Here is a 16,582-nt window from a genome sequence, read left to right on the forward strand (position 1 = left end):
CGGGGCACCACGGAAGGACCCGTCATGCGCATCGGATCGAGCATCGCCCTGATCGTCATCGGAGCGATCGTCGCCTTCGCGGTCGATTACCAGATCGCCGGCATCGACCTGCGCCTGATCGGCTACATCCTGATGGCCGCCGGGGTCGTGCTGCTCATCATCAGCCTGGCGGTCGGGTTCGGCGGGCGTCGGACCACGACCACCACCCGGTCGGGCGTCGACCCGGCGTCGGGGGAGCAGATCACCCGGCAGGACCGTCGCGACGGCACCTACTGAGCGCACGTCCCGAGCGGACGACGGGCCCGGGCGAGGACATCGCCCGGGCCCGTCGTCATGCGGCTCGTCGTCGTGCGGCCCGACAGGGCGTGCGGCTCGTCAGAACAGGGTGGCGGGCGGTTCGACCTGCACCGGCTCCGGAGCGGGCGGGACGACGGTGTCCGGCCAACCCGGACCGGTCGGCACCTCGGTGTGGTTCTGGAAGGCGGTCGCAGCGCCGCGGGCACGGACGTCCGCGGCCTCGTTCATCTCGTGGCCGACATGCCCGCGGACCCACTCGAAGGTGACCTTGCGGCCCTGCAGCTCGGCGTCGAGCTCCTTGATGATCTCGACGTTCAGCACGGGCTTGCCGTCGGCCTTCCGCCAGCCCTTGCGCTTCCACCCGGCGAGCCACTCGGTGCACGCCTTGATCGCGTACTGGCTGTCGCAGAGGATGTGCAGCGGTTCGCCGGTGTCCTTCGTGGCGCGGAGCAGCTGCAGCACGGCGGTCAGCTCGCCGATGTTGTTCGTCGCCCGCGGCCACCCACCTGCTGCCCAGCGGTCGTCGTCGACGTACCAGGCCCAGCCGGCCGGTCCGGGATTGCCGAGGGCGGAGCCGTCTGCGGCGGCGACGATGGTCACGATGTGGCCTCCTGGGTGGTGCGGGGTGCTGGTCGAGCGTAGCCGACCGACGGACGCACACCAGATCAGCGCGTGGCGGGGTCGAGGTTGAGCAGGGTCCCCTTGATCACCCAGTCGTCGCCCTCCGTCTCCATCTGCGGGTTCAGCCACCGCAACTGGGCGACGGTGATCCCGAAGCGCTTCGCGATCGTGGTCAGGTCGTCACCCTGGTTGACGCGGTAGCTGACCGGGGTGCCGGTGGTGCCGCGGAGGGTCTCGTCGGCGGCGTCGAACGCGTAGCCGTAGGCACCCGGGCGAGCGGTGCCGAGCGTGACGTGGAGATCCGGCTCCGGATCCGGGATCGACCAGGACAGCGTGCCGATCGCGAGCACCTTGTGGACCCACGGGCGGTCGCTGTCGTCACCGTCGGACTGGTCCGGCACGAGGACGACGGTGCGCAGCCAGTCCGGGTCCGCCCCTGCTCCGGACAGGCTGACGGTGGCCGGGGGCTGGGCCTGCGCGCCCCACCTCGTCGTGCCCGCGGCTCGGGCGTCGTAGCCGTCCCCGTACTGCGCCGTGCGCCGGAACTCCACCGACATCGGCTGCGGCTGGGTGGTGCGGTAGCCGGAGAGCTCCGCGTCGAACGTGCCGTGGTCGTTCGCGACGACCCGGACGTGGACCGCGGTGTCGCCGGACTTCGACACGGCGTCGGTCTCCGCGACCACCGTGCCGGCCGGGACCGCCTGCGGTGCCGCGACGGGCTGGGCGGTGTCGTCCGCGGCAGCCGACCCGTCGACGGGCCCCGGCGTCGCGGAGGCGCTCGGCGCTGCGTGCCCGGTCGGCGCCGGCAGCGGTGCGTCGTCGCCGAACACCGAGCAGCCCGTCAGCAGCAGCGTGCTCATCCCCACCAGTGCGACGGCCGCCGTGCCCCGTGCCCTCGTCCGACCCATCGTCCGGCCCCCTTCGTCGGGACGACGGTACCCGAGCGGGAACCGGATCACGGCCGTCGTGACCGAACCGGTACCAGGAGCCCCGGCCTACTGTGCGGGGCATGAGCGACAGCATCCCGAACGTGCCCGGCCCCGACGAGTCCGACGACCGCGCCCGCAACGACGAACTCCGCGACGCGGCGCACAGCGACGACGTCGACGGCGTGAGCGACCGCGAGCAGCGTGCCGCCGACACGTCCTACAGCCCGTCGAGCGAACGGGAGACGGTCGCGTCCCAGACGCAGCAGCGCAGCCGCGAGGACCTCGAGCAGGACGGCATCGACCCGTCCCGCGTGGTGGCGGCACCCGGCACCGGCGGTGCGGACGACGCGGGCGACGTCGAGCCCGAGCCGGGCGACCTGAACCTGCCGTGGCAGTCCGAGGAGGACCGCCGGGGCTAGGGCGTGTCTGCTGAAGATCAGGTAGAGCGCTGGCGCGCTGTAGTGGTGAGATGATTCCAGCTGCTCTCCGATGCTCAGTGGTCTTCGATCCAGTCGTTCATGCCGGGTCCGACAGGCAAACGTGGCCGTCCGTTTGCGGACGCTCGGAGCATGGTCGAGGGGATCGTGGACCGGTATCGGACCGGGATCGCGTGGCGTGACCTGCCCGAGGTGTTCGGGCCGTGGCAGACGGTGTGGAAGTGGCATCGCCGGATGGCAGGCGACGGCACGTGGGACAGGGTCCTCGCCGCGGTGACAGCGTCCGCGGACCAGGCTGGGGCGGTGGATCGGTCGTTGTCAGTGGACTCCACGATCGCTCGCGCGCATCAGCACGCCACGAACATCGCCCGCACCACAGGGGGAACCATCGAATCACACGGATCCGGGACTCGAGCCGCCTGATCACGGATGCGGCCGCTCCCGCGGCGGCCTGTCCACGAAGGTCCACCAGCTCGTCGACGGCCACGGGCTGCCCCTGGTCACCCTGATCACGCCCGGACAAGCCGGCGACTCACCGATGCTGCTGCCGCTGCTGGCAGCGCTCGAAGTGGCCCGTCCGGTCGGCAGGCCGCGGACCCGACCGGACCGGCTCCGCGGTGACAAGGCGTACTCATCCAAAGCGATCCGGCAACACCTGCGCGACCGCGGTATCGAGTCCGTGATCCCCGAGCCTCGCGGCCAGCAAGGACACCGGAAACGGCGTGGTTCCCGCGGCGGGAGACCCGTGACCTACGACCGCATCGACTACAGGAACCGGAACGTCGTCGAGCGTGGCTTCTGTCGCCTCAAGCAATGGCGAGCCCTGGCGACGAGGTACGACGACCTCGCGATCGTCCACCGCTCAGCCGTCGTGCTCAACGCCGTCATCGCCTGGACCCACCATTCAGGAGACACGCTCTAGATCCCTCCCGCTCCGCCCATCGTCCCCGATCGACCCAGGAGCAGGAACCATGATCACCACGACACGCACCACCAAGACCGCGGCCCTCCGTCCGGCCGGGAAGACCTCGACGCCCCGCCGCACCATCGAGGAGAAGAAGGCGCAGGCCGCCGCACTCCACGAGTCGATCGCGACGCAGGTTGAGAGCTTGCGCGACGCGGAACGGTGGACGGCGTTCCTCGCGCGCGCGTCCGCGTTCCACGCCTACAGCCTGGGCAACGTGTTGTTGATCCTCGGTCAGCGCCCCGACGCGTCGCGCGTCGCCGGGTTCCGCAAGTGGCAGGGACTCGGCCGACGATGATCCCGCACACGATCGGTGCAGCTGACGGCAGGCCTGTCGGGGCGCTCACCATTCTTGCTGCGGCAGGTGAGCACGCGCACATCGCACCCTGATCGAGGACGGACATCGACCGGTCAGCGCCTGTCGTGATCCGGCAGCGGTTCAGTCCAGGACGAAAGCGGCGCGCCGCCGCCGGTCGATCGCATGGATGGTCAGAGCAATGACCGCGCCCAGCAGTGCTCCGACGGTGTTCATGAACCAGTCGTTGGTGTCGCATCGCCGGCCGAGGGCCGGTGCGAGGGCCTGCACGACCTCGATGGCGACGGAGAGGGCGACGGTGCCGGCGAGGACGGTGAGTGGCCGGCTCGTCGCCACGCTGAGGAAGAGCGCGAGCGGCAGCAGCAGCGCGATGTTGGCGAGGGTGTCGATGCCCTGGAACGGGACCGAGAACTGCACGGTGCAGGTGACGCCGCCAGAGCGGGCACCGTCGGGGAGCAGGGTGAGCACGAGGGCGGCGACGAACGACAGGCCGGAGAGGCCGAGCAGGACGCCGCGGAGCCGCAGACGGTGGAGCAGCCAGGCGACCCCCGTGGCGACGGCGAGGGCGACCCAGAACCCGATGGGGACGAGGGGTGCGTGTTCGGCGAGGAACGTGGAGATCATCGGGTGCCTTCGTGGTCCTGGTGGTGGTCGGTTTCGTGGCCGTGGTCGGCCTCGTGGTCGAGTCGGTCGAGCCAGATCCGCATGAGTGCGGTCTCCTCGGGGAGCAACGCGCTCGACCCGTCGTCGTCGAGCCGGGCGCGGAGCTGGCGACGAGCAGCCGCGTCGAGGTCGTCCTGGTCGCGGGCGGACGCCTCGATGAGGACGGCGTCGAGGACCGCGTCCCGGAGTGCGTCGTCGTCGGCAGTGTCCGGAGCCGTCGTGGTCATCTGGTGGAGTGCGAGTCCGACGTTGGCGGCGAGCAGCATGGTCGCTGCGACGGGGACGTCGACGCGGAGCAGGCCCGCGGCCGCGCACCGGGTCAGCGTCCGTTCGAGCAGCGCGGTCAGGCCGTCCCGCGCGGAACTGCTCGCCCACGGCCGTGGGGCGAACATCAGCCGGTAGAGGGCGGCGTGTTCCCGAGCGAACGCGAGGTGGTCGTCCCATCCGTGGCGCAGGTCCGCTGCCGGGTCGTCGGACACCTCGAGCTCGGCCTTCCGAGCGGTGTACCGCTGCAGGCCCGTCTCGGCGAGGGCGTCGAGGAGCCCGCGCTTGTCGCCGAAGATCCGGTAGAGCACGGGCTGGGTCACGCCGGCCGCTTCGCAGACCGCTCGGGTGGCGACGTCCCCGTCGGGGGCAGTGACCAGCTGGTCCTCCGCTGCGCGGAGCAGGGCGCTGCGGAGCGCTTCGTCAGATCGGGCCATGCAGTGATCGTAGCGCAAGTTGTATCGATGATCGTAACCGTGCTACGTTCTGCCGTAGCGCCGAAATGCTCTGCGCGTATCACTGAAAGGACAGACGATGAGCACCACTCCTCGCCGCGTCGCCCTGGTCACCGGCGGCTCTCGCGGCATCGGCCGCGCCGTCTCGATCCGGCTCGCCGCGGACGGCTTCACGGTCGTCGTCAACCACGCCAGCGGGACGGCCGCCGCCGAGGACACCGTCGCCGAGATCGAGCGGACGGGCGGCCGTGGCGTCGCCGTGCAGGCCGACGTCGCGGACGAGCACGCCGTGGCCGCGATGTTCGACCGGGTCGAGGCCGAACACGGCGGCGTCGACGTCGTCGTGCACTCCGCCGGCCGCCTTGCGCTGTCGACGATCGCCGACCAGGACCTCGACGTCCTCGACGCACTGCACCGGACGAACATCCGCGGCACCTTCGTCGTCGCGCAGCAGGCTGCCCGTCGTCTCCGGGCCGGCGGGGCGTTCGTCGGCATGTCGACGTCGGTCGTGGGGACGCAGTTCCCGACCTACGGCGCCTACGTCGCGAGCAAGAGCGCGGTCGAGGGCATGACGATGATCCTCGCGAAGGAGCTCCGCGGCCGGGACGTCACGGCGAACGTGGTGGCCCCGGGGCCGACGGCGACCGAGCTGTTCCTCGACGGCAAGACGCAGGACCAGATCGACACCCTGGCGAAGGTCCCGCCCCTCGAACGGCTCGGCATGCCGGAGGACATCGCCGGTGTCGTCGCGTTCCTCGCCGGGCCCGACGGGCACTGGGTCAACGGCCAGACCATCCGCGCCAACGGCGGGATGGTCTGATGCCGACGCCGCGGGTCGTCCTCGTCACGGGCGCGTCGAGCGGCTTCGGCCGGCTGACGGCGGAGTCGCTCGCGCGGGCGGGGCACGTCGTCGTCGCCGGGATGCGTGCGGTCGACGGCCGGAACGCGCCCGCCCGTGCCGCGCTCGACGACCTCGCCGTGCGCGAGGGCCTGCAGCTCGGCGCGGTCGAGCTCGACGTGCAGTCGGAGCAGTCCGTCGACGAGGCGGTCAGCACCGTGATCCGTGCGCACGGGCGCATCGACGTGCTGGTGCAGAACGCCGGCCACATGGCCTACGGTCCGGCCGAGGCGTTCACGCCGGAACAGTTCGCCGCCCTGTACGACGTCAACGTCGTCGGCGCCCAGCGCGTCGCACGTGCCGTCCTGCCACACCTGCGGGCGCGCCGGTCCGGACTCGTCGTCTGGGTCGGCAGCTCGGCCACCCGCGGCGGCCACCCGCCGTTCCTGGCGCCGTACTTCGCGGCGAAGGCCGGCATGGACGCCCTGGCCGAGAGCTACGCGGCGGAACTGATCCGCTTCGGCATCGACACCACGATCGTGGTCCCGGGCGCCTTCACCTCGGGCACGAACCACTTCACGAACGCCGCCGTCCCGACGGACACCGCCCGCGTCGACGAACACGACACGGAGTACGGGGCGCTCCGGCGCGACCTGACCGACCGCCTCGCCGCGATCGTGCCGGCCGACGCCGACGTGCAGGACGTCGCCGACGAGATCGTGCGCGTGGTCGGCCTGGCCGACGGCGCCCGCCCGTTCCGGACCCACGTCGACCCCTCCCGTGACGGCAGCGAGGTCGTCTCGGCGGTCGCCGACCGCATCCGATCCGAGTTCTACCACCGCGTCGGCATCGAGGACCTCCTGTCCCCGAACGCCGCGCTCTGACCCCCGGAACGTCCGGGACACCCCACCGAGAGGAACACCATGCCCTTCGCCAACATCAAGGTCCCCGCTGACACCCTGACCCCGGAGTCGAAGAAGAAGCTGCAGGACGCCGTCACCGACGCCATCGTCGACGTCTACGGCGAGCGAGCCCGACCCACGACGCTCGTCATCCTCGACGAGGTCGCCGACGGCGGCTGGATGCTCGGCGGCACCATCCTCAACGAGGCGATGCTCGGCCGCGTCTGACCATCTCCGGGCGCGGCGGGGACCGACAGCACGGCCCCGCCGCGCCCCGCACCGGGAGTCGATCCGCGCTCCCTCGTCCTGCACATGCTCGCGTCCACCGACGACGGTGTGGCGCCCTCCCCGAAGGAACCCCGTGCACCTCACGTCTCGAGCACGCCGCACCATCGCCCTCGCCGTCGTCCCGACGGCTGTCCTGGCCTCCGGCCTCGTCATCGCCCAGGCGTCCTACGCCGCCTTCTCGGCCACGACGAGCAACGCCCCGAACACCTGGTCTGCCGGGTCCGTCTCGCTCAGTGACGACGATTCCGACACCGCGCTCTTCACGGCCTCCGGGCTGCAGCCCGGTGACACGCGGACATCGTGCATCGTCGTCACGTCGACCGGCTCACTCCCCTCGACGGTGAAGCTGTACGGCACGGACCCGGCGACCACCAACGCACTGTCGAGCTCCTTGCACGTCACCGTCACCGAGGGCACCGGCGGGTCCTTCGGCAAGTGCAGCGGCTTCACCCCGCTCTCGCCCGCCGCGGTCTGGTCGGGCTCCCTCGCCGACCTCGGATCGACCGCCACGAGGTTCTCGAACGGCATCGGCACCTGGCGCACCGCCGGCGGTTCCTCCGAGTCGCGCACGTACCAGGTGACGGTCGCGCTCGACGCCGCGACGCCGAACTCTGCCCAGAACGGGACCGCGCGCATCGGTCTCACCTGGGAAGCGCAGAGTTCCTGAGCCCGGCCGTGGCCGACGTCACCCTGCGTCCGGACGGACGACGCGAACAGCCCTCGGCTGTCGCGGTGACACGATCCGGGCACGCCTCCGCCTCGACCTGGGTGGTGTTCGCTGCGGCACTGCTCGGCCGCACGGTCCTCGTGGTCACCGTGAGCCTCCTGCTCTGGGCAGCGCTGCCTGCGTCATGGGCGTGGACCCCCACGACGGTGGTGTCGGGATCCATGGCGCCGAAGATCCTCCCAGGTGACGTGGTCGTCGCGATGCCGGTCCACGATCGGGAGGTGACGATCGGGCAGGTGCTGCTGGTCGAGGACCCCGACCACCCGGAAGCGCTGCTGCTGCACCGACTCGTCGCGCGGACGCCGTCGGGTTCCCTGCAACTCCGCGGTGACGCGAACCCCACGCCCGATGCCCGGACGGTGGAGCCGGAGGACGTCCGCGGGGTCGGTGTGCTCCGGGTCCCGCTGGTCGGTCTCCCTGCACTGTGGGTCCGCGAGCACGACGTCGGCAGGCTCGCCGCGGCGACGCTCGGACTCGGGGGCGCCCTCGTGCTCTCGTCCCGCCTGGGCAGCCCAGGCGGACCCGAGGTGACCCGTGCGGTCGGGCACGGTCGGCGACGACGGCGGTCCGTCCGCGCGGAACGTGCCCGGAGCGTGGTCTTCGTCGGTGCACTCGCCGCCGTCCTCGCCGTGGTGATCGTGGTGGACGATGCCGCTCGCGCAGCGTTCACGGCCACCGCGGCGAACACGGGTACCCGGCTCGCCACCGCGACGTTCCCGTGTCTGCAGCGAGCGCCGTTCGCACACACGTACCTGACCTACCGGTTCGACGACGCCCCCGGCACCTCCGCGGCCGACGGATCCGGGAACGGTCGCCACGGCACCCTCACCTCGGGAGTCTCGCTCGCCCCGGGCACCTGCCGAGCCGGGGACAGTCCGTCCCTGCTGACGGGCGGGGTGCGGGGGCAGGTGATCACGGACGCGGCGGTCGATGCACCGCAGATCTTCGCGATCGAAACGTGGTTCCGGACCACGACGACGACCGGCGGGATGCTCCTCGGCTTCGGCAACCTCCGCTCGGACCAGTCCACCAAGTACGACCGACAGCTCTACCTCTCCGACGAGGGCGCCGTGCACTTCGGCGCCTACAACGGCACCAACATCGCGATCAGCTCCGCAGCCGGCCTGAACGACGGCGTCTGGCACCTCGCCACCGCGACCATGGACGCGTCGGGCATGCGGCTGTACGTCGACGGCGAACAGGTCGCCGCGAGCTCGAACGCCAGAGCAGAGGTCAGCACCGGGTGGTGGCGGATCGGCTTCGACAACCTCAACGGCTGGCCCGGCAACCACACGACATTCCACTTCAAGGGCAACCTCGACAACGTCGCCGTATATGAAGACACGCTGCCGGCGGCCGCGGTGCAGGAACACTTTGCCGTCGGCAGATGACCGGCAGGACGCCGAAGCAGTAGGCACGCAGGCCCTGGTCACTCGGGAACGGGGCCCGCCCGCCGAGCCGGGAGTCAAGCGCATGTTCAAACCGAGTCGTCGGCAGATCAGTCCGGTGCGATTTCTCTGGACCCCAGCCGAACGGACGCGCGTACCACTGGGATCTCCGTTGGTGAAGAAGTCTTGGTAGGTCGGACCGATCCTGTCTGTAGCGCCAGCGGCGTCGACTGGCCGTCCGCTCGGGTGCGGGTGCAGCGACGATCGCCGTTGCACAACGGCGTTGATGTCGTCGGGTGACGGGTCCGACTTTCGCCCACTCGGGGCTGCCGCGTGTGGCGTCGTGAACGCGGGTTCGGCCAGCAGACCTCGCTTCAACGAAGTTCGCTGACCGGAAGGAGCTCTTGTCAGGGGACGCGGAGGCGCGGCCCGATACGGCACGTCAACATACGTTGACAGGTGACGAAACGGCGGTTGGCTCGACTCGTGGAGCACAACGCCGGCCCCGACGGCACACGCCGCACGGAGGGTGTCCGCACAGGGCAGCTCTGCCCTGTGCCCACTCCGCGTTGCAGGTCACACCGCGTAGGCCGACCAACCGGAGATTGCGGTGCGGCATCTCTGTCTCTGGGACGCCCTCCTGAGCTCATCAACTTCGGCGCTCCTGGGAACCCTGCCCCGCGCTCGTAGGTGACGCGGTCGGCAAGGCGCCACACCGCGGGTTCTCTGTGTTCGACCGTCAACCCTGGCGAGCAGTCTCGACGGTCAGGCGTCGCGGATGTGCAGCTGCTCGCCCTGTGCGCTGAAGAGGGTCAGGATCTCGACCGGGTTCGTCGTGCCGCTGGCCATGCCGTGCGGCGCTGCCGTGTCGAACTCGGCCACCTCTCCAGCATCGAGCACCGTGAGTGTCGAGCCGATCTGCAGGTGCAGCGTCCCAGTGAGAACGAACACCCACTCGTAGCCGACATGGGTCTTCTGGCAGATCCGCGCGTCCGGCTCACGACCCGGCAGGATCACCTTGAAGGCCTGAACCCCGATCGGCCTCGTGGTGAGGGGAAGGTAGATCATCCCGTGGCGACGGACCGGTTTGGGGTGCACACGTGGATCACCGGATGCGGGCGCGCCGACGAGCTCGTCGAGAGGAACCTGGAAGACGCGGGCGATCTTCAGCAGCACGTCGAGGCTTGGAGCGCGGACCCCTGATTCGAGCCTGGACAGGATGCTGATCGAGACTCCCGTGATCTCGCTCACGTCGGCGAGCCGGAGGCCCCGTCTCGTCCGCTGCTCCCTCAGCCGCGCGCCGAGCCCGTCCATCACCGCATCGAGGTCGTCGTGTCCCATACCGTACAGCCTCTCCCGCCTTTGCGATTCTCGCAAATCAGTTTGAGGTTCTGGTCACCGTGTTGCAGGGTCATCACGTGAGCAGATTCGAGTGGGATGTCGTGGTACTCGGTGGCGGTAGTGCTGGCCTCAGCGCAGCGCTGATGCTCGGACGTGCGCGCCGCAAGGTGCTTGTGCTCGATGCGGGGGCACCCCGGAACAGGTTCGCCGCCCACATGCACGGTGTCCTCGGTCATGACGGGAAACCTCCGCTGGAGCTCCTCGCGGTAGGTCGGGCCGAAGTCGAAGCCCACGGCGGTGCCATCTGGGACACTCCGGCTGTGACGACCCGTCACGAGGGCGACGGGTTCGCGGTGGAGACCGATGACTCCCGGACCGTGCTGGCGCGGGCGCTCCTTGTGGCGACGGGTGCCAGCGATGAACTGCCTGACGTCGATGGCCTCGCCGAGCGTTGGGGCAGCGGTGTCGCGGCGTGCCCGTACTGCGACGGGTACGAAGTGCGCGACCGACGGATCGGGATCCTGGCTACCGGCCCCGGCAGCATCTTCCAAGCGCAACTGTTGCGACAGTGGTCCGACCAGATCATCTACCTCGCACACGACACGGATGCGCCGACCGGTGAGGACCAGGCGGCGTTCGACGCCCGCGGCATCCAGATCGAGGACGGGCGAGTCACGCGTGTGCTGTCCCGAGGTGACCAGCTGTCCGGCGTGGAGTTCGACGATGGACGGACCATCGAGCTCGACGCGATCTTCACCGCACCGCGTCTGATCCCACAGGACGCGGCACTGCGACAGCTGGAGGTCGAGCGCACTGAACACCCCTGGGGGTCCTTCGCCACCGTCGACCCCAGCGGGAGGACGAGCGTCGACGGGGTGTGGGCGGCCGGGAACGTGGTCAACGCGATGGCCAACGTCCCTGTCTCCATCGGCACCGCGGCCCTCGCCGCAGGCGCGGTGAACCACGCTCTCGTCCTCGACGACGTCCGCCTCGCACTCCGCGGCAGCGCGAAGGCGGAGACGCGATGAGCGAGGACACCACGCCGAGCGAGCGGTTCTGGGAATCCCACTACCAGGGCATGGACCCGTCTTGGGGGACCCGGCCGAACGCAGTCCTCGCTGCAGTCCTGGATGACCTGGCTCCTGTCCCGGCTCGTGCTCTGGACCTCGGATGCGGACACGGTGGGGATGCGCTCTGGCTCGCCTCCAACGGCTGGCACGTCACTGCGGTAGACGTCTCCGCGACCGCCATTGCACGCGTCACCGACGCAGCGCAGCGCAGTGAGTTGGGCCCGCGCCTGAGTGCCTTCCGGAAGGATCTTGCTCGAGACATCCCCGCCGGCCCGTTCGACCTGGTGTACGCCTGTTACTTCCACACGCCAGTGGACATCGACCGGAACGCGATCATCGGTCGCACATCCGAAGTCCTGTCCCCGGGCGGGTACCTCGTCGTCATCGACCACGCGTCATCGGCACCATGGTCCTGGGGTGCCCACGACCAGGAGTTCCCCACCGCGAACGAGGCGGTGACCCGGCTGGGCCTCGGTGAAGACCTGCGCATCGTGCGGCAGGAGACCGCGTGGCGTGAGGCGTCCGGCCCTGACGGGCAGCGCGCCGACGTCGCTGACAACGTCATCATCGCCCAGCGTCCTTGACCGACCAACCGAAGCCGGTTCGTGCTTCGTGCTTGCCCCACCCTCCCCGTCACCTCGGGCCTCCTTGGCCTGCCCGAAAGTAGTGGACCACCACGTGTCAGATTCACCCGTCACCGCCCCGCCGCCGTCCGCACCGGAGAACCCACGGAAGTGGTTCGCCCTCGTCGCGATCACACTGGCCAGCCTCATGGTCGTGCTCGACGCCTCCATCATCAACATCGTCTTGCCGGAGGCGCAGCAGGAACTCGGGATCTCGGACGCTGACCGCGTCTGGGCCGTGACCGCCTACGCCATCACCTTCGGCGGGCTCCTGATGCTCGGCGGTCGGATCGCGGACATCGTCGGGCGCAAGAAGACCCTGGTCATCTCGCTCATCGGCTTCGCGATCGTGTCCGCCATCGGTGGTCTCTCTTCAACGCCAGAGATGCTGTTCGCCGCTCGCGCCGCCCAGGGTGTGTTCGCCGCAGCCCTCGCACCCGCAGCCTTGTCCTTGCTGAACGTCAGGTTCACCAACCCGCGTGAGCGAGCACGGGCGTTTGCCGCGTACGGGGCCGTTCAGGGGGCTGGCGGTGCAGTCGGTCTGCTCCTCGGCGGGGTCCTGACCGAATTCGTCAACTGGCGCTGGACGCTGTTCATCAACGTGCCGATCTCCCTCGTCGCCGTGATCACGGCGATGTGGGCCGTTCGGGAGAGCCACGCCGGGAACTCGCGCCGCCTGGACGTTCTCGGCGCGGTGCTCGTCACCGCCGGATCCGCTCTCCTCGTCGTCGGGTTCACCTACGCCGCCGAACCCGGCGCGGGCTGGACCAGCGCCGTCACGATCGCCTCGCTCATCGGCGCCGTCGTGCTTCTCGCAGCCTTCGTGTTCGTGCAGGCGAAGGTGAAGAACCCGATGCTCCCACTACGGATCCTGACGAACCGCACCCGCGCCAGCGCGCTCTCTGCCGGCTTCCTTGCCAACGCGGCGGTGTTCGGTATGTTCCTGTTCCTCACCTACTACCTGCAGCTCTCCCTCGGCTTCACACCGCTGCAGACCGGCTTTGCGTTCCTCCCCTTCAGCATCGGCATCGTCGCGAGTGCCACGCTGTCCTCATCCCTCTTGCCCCGCATCGGAGCCAAGCCCCTCATCGTCGGCGGCCTCATCCTCGCTACCGCAGGCATGGCGTGGCTGACCACGATCGGCCCGTCATCCTGGATCACCGTTGTGCTGCCCTCCCAGATCCTGATGGGCCTCGGACTCGGTGTGACGTACGTTGCGATCAACAACGCCGCGCTGAACGGCGTCACGGACGCTGACTCCGGAGTCGCCAGCGCCACGATCAACACGACGCAGCAGCTGGGCGGAGCTCTCGGCGTCGCGCTGCTGAACACCGTCTACGCCACTGCTCTCCTCACAGAGGGTTCGGGAACACCGACAGGTGCGACGACGCTTGCCGCCTACCAGACCGCTTTCCTGGTGTCCGCCGCGCTCTTCCTCGCCGCGACGATCGCCGGTCTCCTGACCCGGAATTCCGGCAAGCGAGCGCAGAGCGAAGACCCCACATCGGAAGAAGCCCACGCCAGTACTCCCGCTGCAACGCACTAGGGCGTGTCTGCTGAAGATCAGGTAGAGCGCTGGCGCGCTGTAGTGGTGACATGATTCCAGCTGCTCTCCGATGCTCAGTGGTCTTCGATCCAGTCGTTCATGCCGAGTCCGACAGGCAAACGTGGCCGTCCGGTTGCGGACGCTCGAGCCGCCTGATCACGGATGCGGCCGCTCCCGCGGCGGCCTGTCCACGAAGGTCCACCAGCTCGTCGACGGCCACGGGCTGCCCCTGGTCACCCTGATCACGCCCGGACAAGCCGGCGACTCACCGATGCTGCTGCCGCTGCTGGCAGCGCTCGAAGTGGCCCGTCCGGTCGGCAGGCCGCGGACCCGACCGGACCGGCTCCGCGGTGACAAGGCGTACTCATCCAAAGCGATCCGGCAACACCTGCGCGACCGCGGTATCGAGTCCGTGATCCTCGAGCCTCGCGACCAGCAAGGACACCGGAAACGGCGTGGTTCCCGCGGCGGGAGACCCGTGACCTACGACCGCATCGACTACAGGAACCGGAACGTCGTCGAGCGTGGCTTCTGTCGCCTCAAGCAATGGCGAGCCCTGGCGACGAGGTACGACGACCTCGCGATCGTCCACCGCTCAGCCGTCGTGCTCAACGCCGTCATCGCCTGGACCCACCATTCAGGAGACACGCTCTAGATCCCCGGCGACGGCGACGGCGACGGCGATGGCGACGGCGTCAGGACACCGAGTCCGGGTGCGACCCGGTCCGCTGTCCGTTCTCGAGACCGGCGATCGCGGTCAGGTCCTCGTCGGTCAGCTCGAACCCGTCGACGTCGATGTTCGCCCGGATGCGCGACGGCGTCACCGACTTCGGCAGCACGACGACCCCCTGCTGCACGTTCCACCGCACGAGCACCTGCGCCACGCTCACCCCGTGCGCGTCCGCGATCCGCGTGAGCACCGGGTCGTCGACGAGCCGCCCACGTCCGAGCGGCGACCACGCCTCGGTCCGGATGCCGTGCTCCTCGTGGAACGCGATCAGCTCGCGCTGCGGCAGCCACGGGTGGCGCTCGACCTGGTTGACGGCCGGCACCTCGCCCGTCTCGTCGACCACCCGCTGCAGGTGCGGCACCTGGAAGTTCGAGACGCCCACGCTCCGCGCCCGACCCTGCTCGCGCAGCTCGACGAGCGTCCGCCACGTCTCGACGTACCGGCCGTTCGCCGCCGCCGGCCAGTGGATGAGGTACAGGTCGACGGCGTCGAGTCCGAGCCGCTCGAGGCTCGCGTCGAACGCCCGCAGGGTCGCGTCGCGCCCCTGGTGGTCGTTCCACACCTTGGTGGTCACGAAGACGTCGTCGCGGTCCAGCCGGGAGGCACGGATCGCCTTCCCGACGCCGGCTTCGTTGCCGTACATCTCGGCCGTGTCGACGTGGCGGTACCCGGCGTCGAGCGCCAGGCGGACGGCGGTCTCCGCCTCGGCGTCGTCGACCTTGTAGACGCCGAACCCGATCGCGGGGATCGACCGGCCGTCGCGGAGGGGGAAGGAGGTGACCATGCACCCATCCTGCCCATCGGGGCGGGGGTGCGTCGTGCCTCCCGGCCGTCAGCTCGGCAGCGTGACCGGCTCGGTGTCGGGGAGGGGACTCGCGTCGCGGCCGCGCAGGTCGGGCAACCACCGCTTCGTCACGAGCGGCAGGACGACCCCCGCCGCCGCCATGACCGCTCCGACGGTCATGCCACCGGTCGGGCCGTTCGCGTCGATGAGGAAGCCCGCGACCGCGGACCCGCCGGCGGCACCGATGAGCTGGCCGGTGCCCATCCAGCCGTAGGCCTCGGCCGTGTCGGAGAACTTGACCGTCGCGGACACCGAGCCGAACATGACCGCGAGTGCCGGGGCGATGCCGGCACCGGCGATGACGAGGGCCAGGCAGAGCCACCAGAAGTCGGTGCCGCCGACCGCGAGCGCGAGCCCGACGAAGACGATCGACATGCGCGCCCAGAGCGTGTTCTTCGAGATCGGTCGGTGTCCGAGCGCGAGGCCGCCGGCGAGCGACCCGACCGCGAACACCGCGAGGACGATGCCGGCGTTCGGACTGCCCTCTCCGAAGACGCTGGTGACGCTCGCCTCGACCGCCGAGCACGCGCCGATGAGCAGCAGGCCGGTCAGCGTCGCGACGATCACCGACGGCCGCTTCAGCACGACACCGAACGCGCGCTTCGACCGGGGGATGCGGACGCGACCGAGCTCGGGGGAGGCGATGAACCACACGCCGCCCACGACCAGGAACACCATGGCGACGACGATCGCCTGCACCGTGCCGACCTGCGTCGCGACGAACGTGGTGATGACCGGGCCGGCGACCCAGATGAGCTCCTGCGCACTGGCGTCGAGCGAGAACAGGGGGGTGAGCTGCGACGAGGTCACCATCTTCGGGTAGATGGTGCGCACCGCGGGCTGCACGGGCGGGACCGCCAGCCCGCCGAGGAACCCGACGACGACGTACCCCCAGAGCGGCATCGTGACGAACGCGATCACGACCATGCTCGCCAGGGCGACGGCGCTCGTCAGGACCAGCACCGGCCGCATGCCCCAGCTGCCCATCCAGCGGCTGGTGAGAGGACCGGCGATCGCCTGGCCGATGCTCGTCGTCGCGAGGACGAGCCCCGCGGCGCCGTAGGAGTGGAACACGTGCTCGACGTGCAGCAGGTAGGCGAGCGACAGCATGCCGAACGGGAAGCGTGCGGTGAGCTGTGCTGCGATGACGCGACCGACTCCGGGGGTCTTCAGCAGGGGTCCGTAGGCGCTCACGGGACGAGCGTACCGACCGGACGGAACGTGCCGTCACCCGTCCGGGGGTGCTGTGGACAGACCGGGTGCCCACGGTGCTCGGCACGGGCTGCCGCGACACGCCGACGCGTCGATTCCACACCTGTGGATCGAGGCTCTCCACGAG

The 16,582-nt window shown here is 70.0% G+C and carries 21 protein-coding genes; 13 read left to right on the plus strand and 8 right to left on the minus strand.

Features of this window, described 5'->3' with window-relative positions:
* Positions 1 to 24 precede the first annotated feature (24 nt).
* Positions 25 to 276, plus strand: coding sequence for a DUF6458 family protein (locus tag Q9R28_RS16070; RefSeq protein WP_066656348.1), 252 nt, complete (start codon positions 25 to 27; stop codon positions 274 to 276).
* 99 nt (positions 277 to 375) lie between these two features.
* Here Q9R28_RS16070 and Q9R28_RS16075 read toward each other — a convergent pair whose 3' ends face one another.
* Positions 376 to 897, minus strand: a complete 522-nt coding sequence (locus tag Q9R28_RS16075; RefSeq protein WP_126890654.1) for a ribonuclease H — start codon at positions 895 to 897, stop codon at positions 376 to 378.
* Positions 898 to 962: 65 nt separating this feature from the next.
* Positions 963 to 1,778 (minus strand): LysM peptidoglycan-binding domain-containing protein, encoded by an 816-nt coding sequence (locus tag Q9R28_RS16080; RefSeq protein ID WP_311206599.1) that lies wholly within the window; start codon positions 1,776 to 1,778, stop codon positions 963 to 965.
* A gap of 149 nt (positions 1,779 to 1,927) precedes the next feature.
* On the opposite strand from Q9R28_RS16080, the gene Q9R28_RS16085 reads away from it, so the two are divergent.
* From Q9R28_RS16085 to Q9R28_RS16095, 3 genes are all read left to right on the plus strand, one after another.
* Positions 1,928 to 2,266 carry a hypothetical protein gene (locus Q9R28_RS16085; protein WP_066656341.1) on the plus strand — a complete coding sequence of 113 codons (339 nt, stop codon included), beginning with the start codon at positions 1,928 to 1,930 and terminating at the stop codon, positions 2,264 to 2,266.
* Positions 2,267 to 2,365: 99 nt separating this feature from the next.
* Positions 2,366 to 3,206 (plus strand): IS5 family transposase gene (locus Q9R28_RS16090; protein WP_311206600.1). Its coding sequence is split into 2 segments (ribosomal slippage): positions 2,366 to 2,668 and positions 2,670 to 3,206, totalling 840 coding nucleotides; the frame shifts between segments, so codons are not numbered across the junction.
* Positions 3,207 to 3,255: 49 nt separating this feature from the next.
* The gene (locus tag Q9R28_RS16095; RefSeq protein ID WP_209685924.1) at positions 3,256 to 3,546 is read left to right on the plus strand and encodes an ArdC-like ssDNA-binding domain-containing protein; all 291 of its coding nucleotides are present in this window, start codon (positions 3,256 to 3,258) and stop codon (positions 3,544 to 3,546) included.
* 141 nt (positions 3,547 to 3,687) lie between these two features.
* Here the strand turns inward: Q9R28_RS16095 and Q9R28_RS16100 are convergent, their stop codons facing one another.
* Together Q9R28_RS16100 and Q9R28_RS16105 are read right to left on the minus strand one after the other, a co-directional pair.
* Entirely contained in the window at positions 3,688 to 4,188 is a 501-nt protein-coding gene (locus tag Q9R28_RS16100; protein ID WP_209685922.1) for a VanZ family protein, read from the minus strand.
* Entirely contained in the window at positions 4,185 to 4,928 is a 744-nt protein-coding gene (locus Q9R28_RS16105) for a TetR/AcrR family transcriptional regulator (protein WP_311206601.1), read from the minus strand. Before Q9R28_RS16105 ends, Q9R28_RS16100 begins: the two co-directional genes overlap by 4 nt.
* Before the next feature lie 97 nt (positions 4,929 to 5,025).
* On the opposite strand from Q9R28_RS16105, the gene Q9R28_RS16110 reads away from it, so the two are divergent.
* The 5 genes from Q9R28_RS16110 to Q9R28_RS16130 all read left to right on the plus strand — a co-directional run bounded on the left by Q9R28_RS16110 (position 5,026) and on the right by Q9R28_RS16130 (position 9,092).
* Positions 5,026 to 5,766 (plus strand): SDR family oxidoreductase, encoded by a 741-nt coding sequence (locus Q9R28_RS16110; protein ID WP_066656331.1) that lies wholly within the window; start codon positions 5,026 to 5,028, stop codon positions 5,764 to 5,766.
* On the plus strand, positions 5,766 to 6,668 hold the full coding sequence (locus tag Q9R28_RS16115; protein WP_066656329.1) for an SDR family oxidoreductase: 903 nt from the start codon (positions 5,766 to 5,768) through the stop codon (positions 6,666 to 6,668). The genes Q9R28_RS16110 and Q9R28_RS16115 overlap by 1 nt, the downstream gene beginning before the upstream one ends.
* 39 nt (positions 6,669 to 6,707) lie before the next feature.
* Positions 6,708 to 6,914, plus strand: a complete 207-nt coding sequence (locus tag Q9R28_RS16120; protein WP_066656327.1) for a tautomerase family protein — start codon at positions 6,708 to 6,710, stop codon at positions 6,912 to 6,914.
* Positions 6,915 to 7,047: 133 nt separating this feature from the next.
* Positions 7,048 to 7,641 carry a hypothetical protein gene (locus tag Q9R28_RS16125; protein ID WP_066656325.1) on the plus strand — a complete coding sequence of 198 codons (594 nt, stop codon included), beginning with the start codon at positions 7,048 to 7,050 and terminating at the stop codon, positions 7,639 to 7,641.
* A 65-nt stretch (positions 7,642 to 7,706) separates the two neighbouring features.
* The gene (locus Q9R28_RS16130) at positions 7,707 to 9,092 is read left to right on the plus strand and encodes a LamG-like jellyroll fold domain-containing protein (RefSeq protein WP_144411376.1); all 1,386 of its coding nucleotides are present in this window, start codon (positions 7,707 to 7,709) and stop codon (positions 9,090 to 9,092) included.
* Positions 9,093 to 9,854: 762 nt separating this feature from the next.
* Here the strand turns inward: Q9R28_RS16130 and Q9R28_RS16135 are convergent.
* Positions 9,855 to 10,430 (minus strand): helix-turn-helix domain-containing protein, encoded by a 576-nt coding sequence (locus Q9R28_RS16135; RefSeq protein WP_311206602.1) that lies wholly within the window; start codon positions 10,428 to 10,430, stop codon positions 9,855 to 9,857.
* Positions 10,403 to 10,666, minus strand: coding sequence for a hypothetical protein (locus Q9R28_RS16140; protein ID WP_271826366.1), 264 nt, complete (start codon positions 10,664 to 10,666; stop codon positions 10,403 to 10,405). Before Q9R28_RS16140 ends, Q9R28_RS16135 begins: the two co-directional genes overlap by 28 nt.
* Here Q9R28_RS16140 and Q9R28_RS16145 point away from each other — a divergent pair.
* The 4 genes from Q9R28_RS16145 to Q9R28_RS16160 all read left to right on the plus strand — a co-directional run bounded on the left by Q9R28_RS16145 (position 10,574) and on the right by Q9R28_RS16160 (position 14,324).
* Positions 10,574 to 11,458, plus strand: a complete 885-nt coding sequence (locus Q9R28_RS16145) for an NAD(P)/FAD-dependent oxidoreductase (RefSeq protein WP_311206656.1) — start codon at positions 10,574 to 10,576, stop codon at positions 11,456 to 11,458. The genes Q9R28_RS16140 and Q9R28_RS16145 overlap by 93 nt on opposite strands.
* Positions 11,455 to 12,084, plus strand: coding sequence for a bifunctional 2-polyprenyl-6-hydroxyphenol methylase/3-demethylubiquinol 3-O-methyltransferase UbiG (locus tag Q9R28_RS16150; RefSeq protein ID WP_209685916.1), 630 nt, complete (start codon positions 11,455 to 11,457; stop codon positions 12,082 to 12,084). The genes Q9R28_RS16145 and Q9R28_RS16150 overlap by 4 nt, the downstream gene beginning before the upstream one ends.
* Before the next feature lie 94 nt (positions 12,085 to 12,178).
* Entirely contained in the window at positions 12,179 to 13,669 is a 1,491-nt protein-coding gene (locus tag Q9R28_RS16155) for an MFS transporter (RefSeq protein WP_311206603.1), read from the plus strand.
* Positions 13,670 to 13,739: 70 nt separating this feature from the next.
* A complete protein-coding gene (locus Q9R28_RS16160; protein ID WP_311206604.1) occupies positions 13,740 to 14,324 on the plus strand; it encodes an IS5 family transposase in 585 nt (194 codons plus the stop codon).
* A 40-nt stretch (positions 14,325 to 14,364) separates the two neighbouring features.
* On the opposite strand, the gene Q9R28_RS16165 is transcribed toward Q9R28_RS16160, so the two are convergent.
* On the minus strand, positions 14,365 to 15,183 hold the full coding sequence (locus Q9R28_RS16165) for an aldo/keto reductase (RefSeq protein ID WP_311206605.1): 819 nt from the start codon (positions 15,181 to 15,183) through the stop codon (positions 14,365 to 14,367).
* Positions 15,184 to 15,231: 48 nt separating this feature from the next.
* A complete protein-coding gene (locus Q9R28_RS16170) occupies positions 15,232 to 16,437 on the minus strand; it encodes an MFS transporter (protein WP_066656297.1) in 1,206 nt (401 codons plus the stop codon).
* Positions 16,438 to 16,582: the final 145 nt, after the last annotated feature.

This window comes from Curtobacterium sp. BRD11 (assembly GCF_031844345.1).
Classification (GTDB): Bacteria; Actinomycetota; Actinomycetes; order Actinomycetales; family Microbacteriaceae; genus Curtobacterium.

What these genes read in the sequence shown, in the direction of transcription:
- Q9R28_RS16145 (WP_311206656.1), top strand. Translation starts at nt 10,574, where the DNA reads ATGCTCGGACGTGCGCGCCGCAAGGTGCTTGTGCTCGATGCGGGGGCA.
- Q9R28_RS16120 (WP_066656327.1), top strand. Translation starts at nt 6,708, where the DNA reads ATGCCCTTCGCCAACATCAAGGTCCCCGCTGACACCCTGACCCCGGAG.
- Q9R28_RS16100 (WP_209685922.1), bottom strand. Translation starts at nt 4,188, where the DNA reads ATGATCTCCACGTTCCTCGCCGAACACGCACCCCTCGTCCCCATCGGG.
- Q9R28_RS16165 (WP_311206605.1), bottom strand. Translation starts at nt 15,183, where the DNA reads ATGGTCACCTCCTTCCCCCTCCGCGACGGCCGGTCGATCCCCGCGATC.
- Q9R28_RS16135 (WP_311206602.1), bottom strand. Translation starts at nt 10,430, where the DNA reads ATGGGACACGACGACCTCGATGCGGTGATGGACGGGCTCGGCGCGCGG.
- Q9R28_RS16140 (WP_271826366.1), bottom strand. Translation starts at nt 10,666, where the DNA reads ATGACCGAGGACACCGTGCATGTGGGCGGCGAACCTGTTCCGGGGTGC.
- Q9R28_RS16110 (WP_066656331.1), top strand. Translation starts at nt 5,026, where the DNA reads ATGAGCACCACTCCTCGCCGCGTCGCCCTGGTCACCGGCGGCTCTCGC.
- Q9R28_RS16080 (WP_311206599.1), bottom strand. Translation starts at nt 1,778, where the DNA reads ATGAGCACGCTGCTGCTGACGGGCTGCTCGGTGTTCGGCGACGACGCA.
- Q9R28_RS16150 (WP_209685916.1), top strand. Translation starts at nt 11,455, where the DNA reads ATGAGCGAGGACACCACGCCGAGCGAGCGGTTCTGGGAATCCCACTAC.
- Q9R28_RS16095 (WP_209685924.1), top strand. Translation starts at nt 3,256, where the DNA reads ATGATCACCACGACACGCACCACCAAGACCGCGGCCCTCCGTCCGGCC.
- Q9R28_RS16105 (WP_311206601.1), bottom strand. Translation starts at nt 4,928, where the DNA reads ATGGCCCGATCTGACGAAGCGCTCCGCAGCGCCCTGCTCCGCGCAGCG.
- Q9R28_RS16160 (WP_311206604.1), top strand. Translation starts at nt 13,740, where the DNA reads ATGCTCAGTGGTCTTCGATCCAGTCGTTCATGCCGAGTCCGACAGGCA.
- Q9R28_RS16115 (WP_066656329.1), top strand. Translation starts at nt 5,766, where the DNA reads ATGCCGACGCCGCGGGTCGTCCTCGTCACGGGCGCGTCGAGCGGCTTC.
- Q9R28_RS16085 (WP_066656341.1), top strand. Translation starts at nt 1,928, where the DNA reads ATGAGCGACAGCATCCCGAACGTGCCCGGCCCCGACGAGTCCGACGAC.
- Q9R28_RS16070 (WP_066656348.1), top strand. Translation starts at nt 25, where the DNA reads ATGCGCATCGGATCGAGCATCGCCCTGATCGTCATCGGAGCGATCGTC.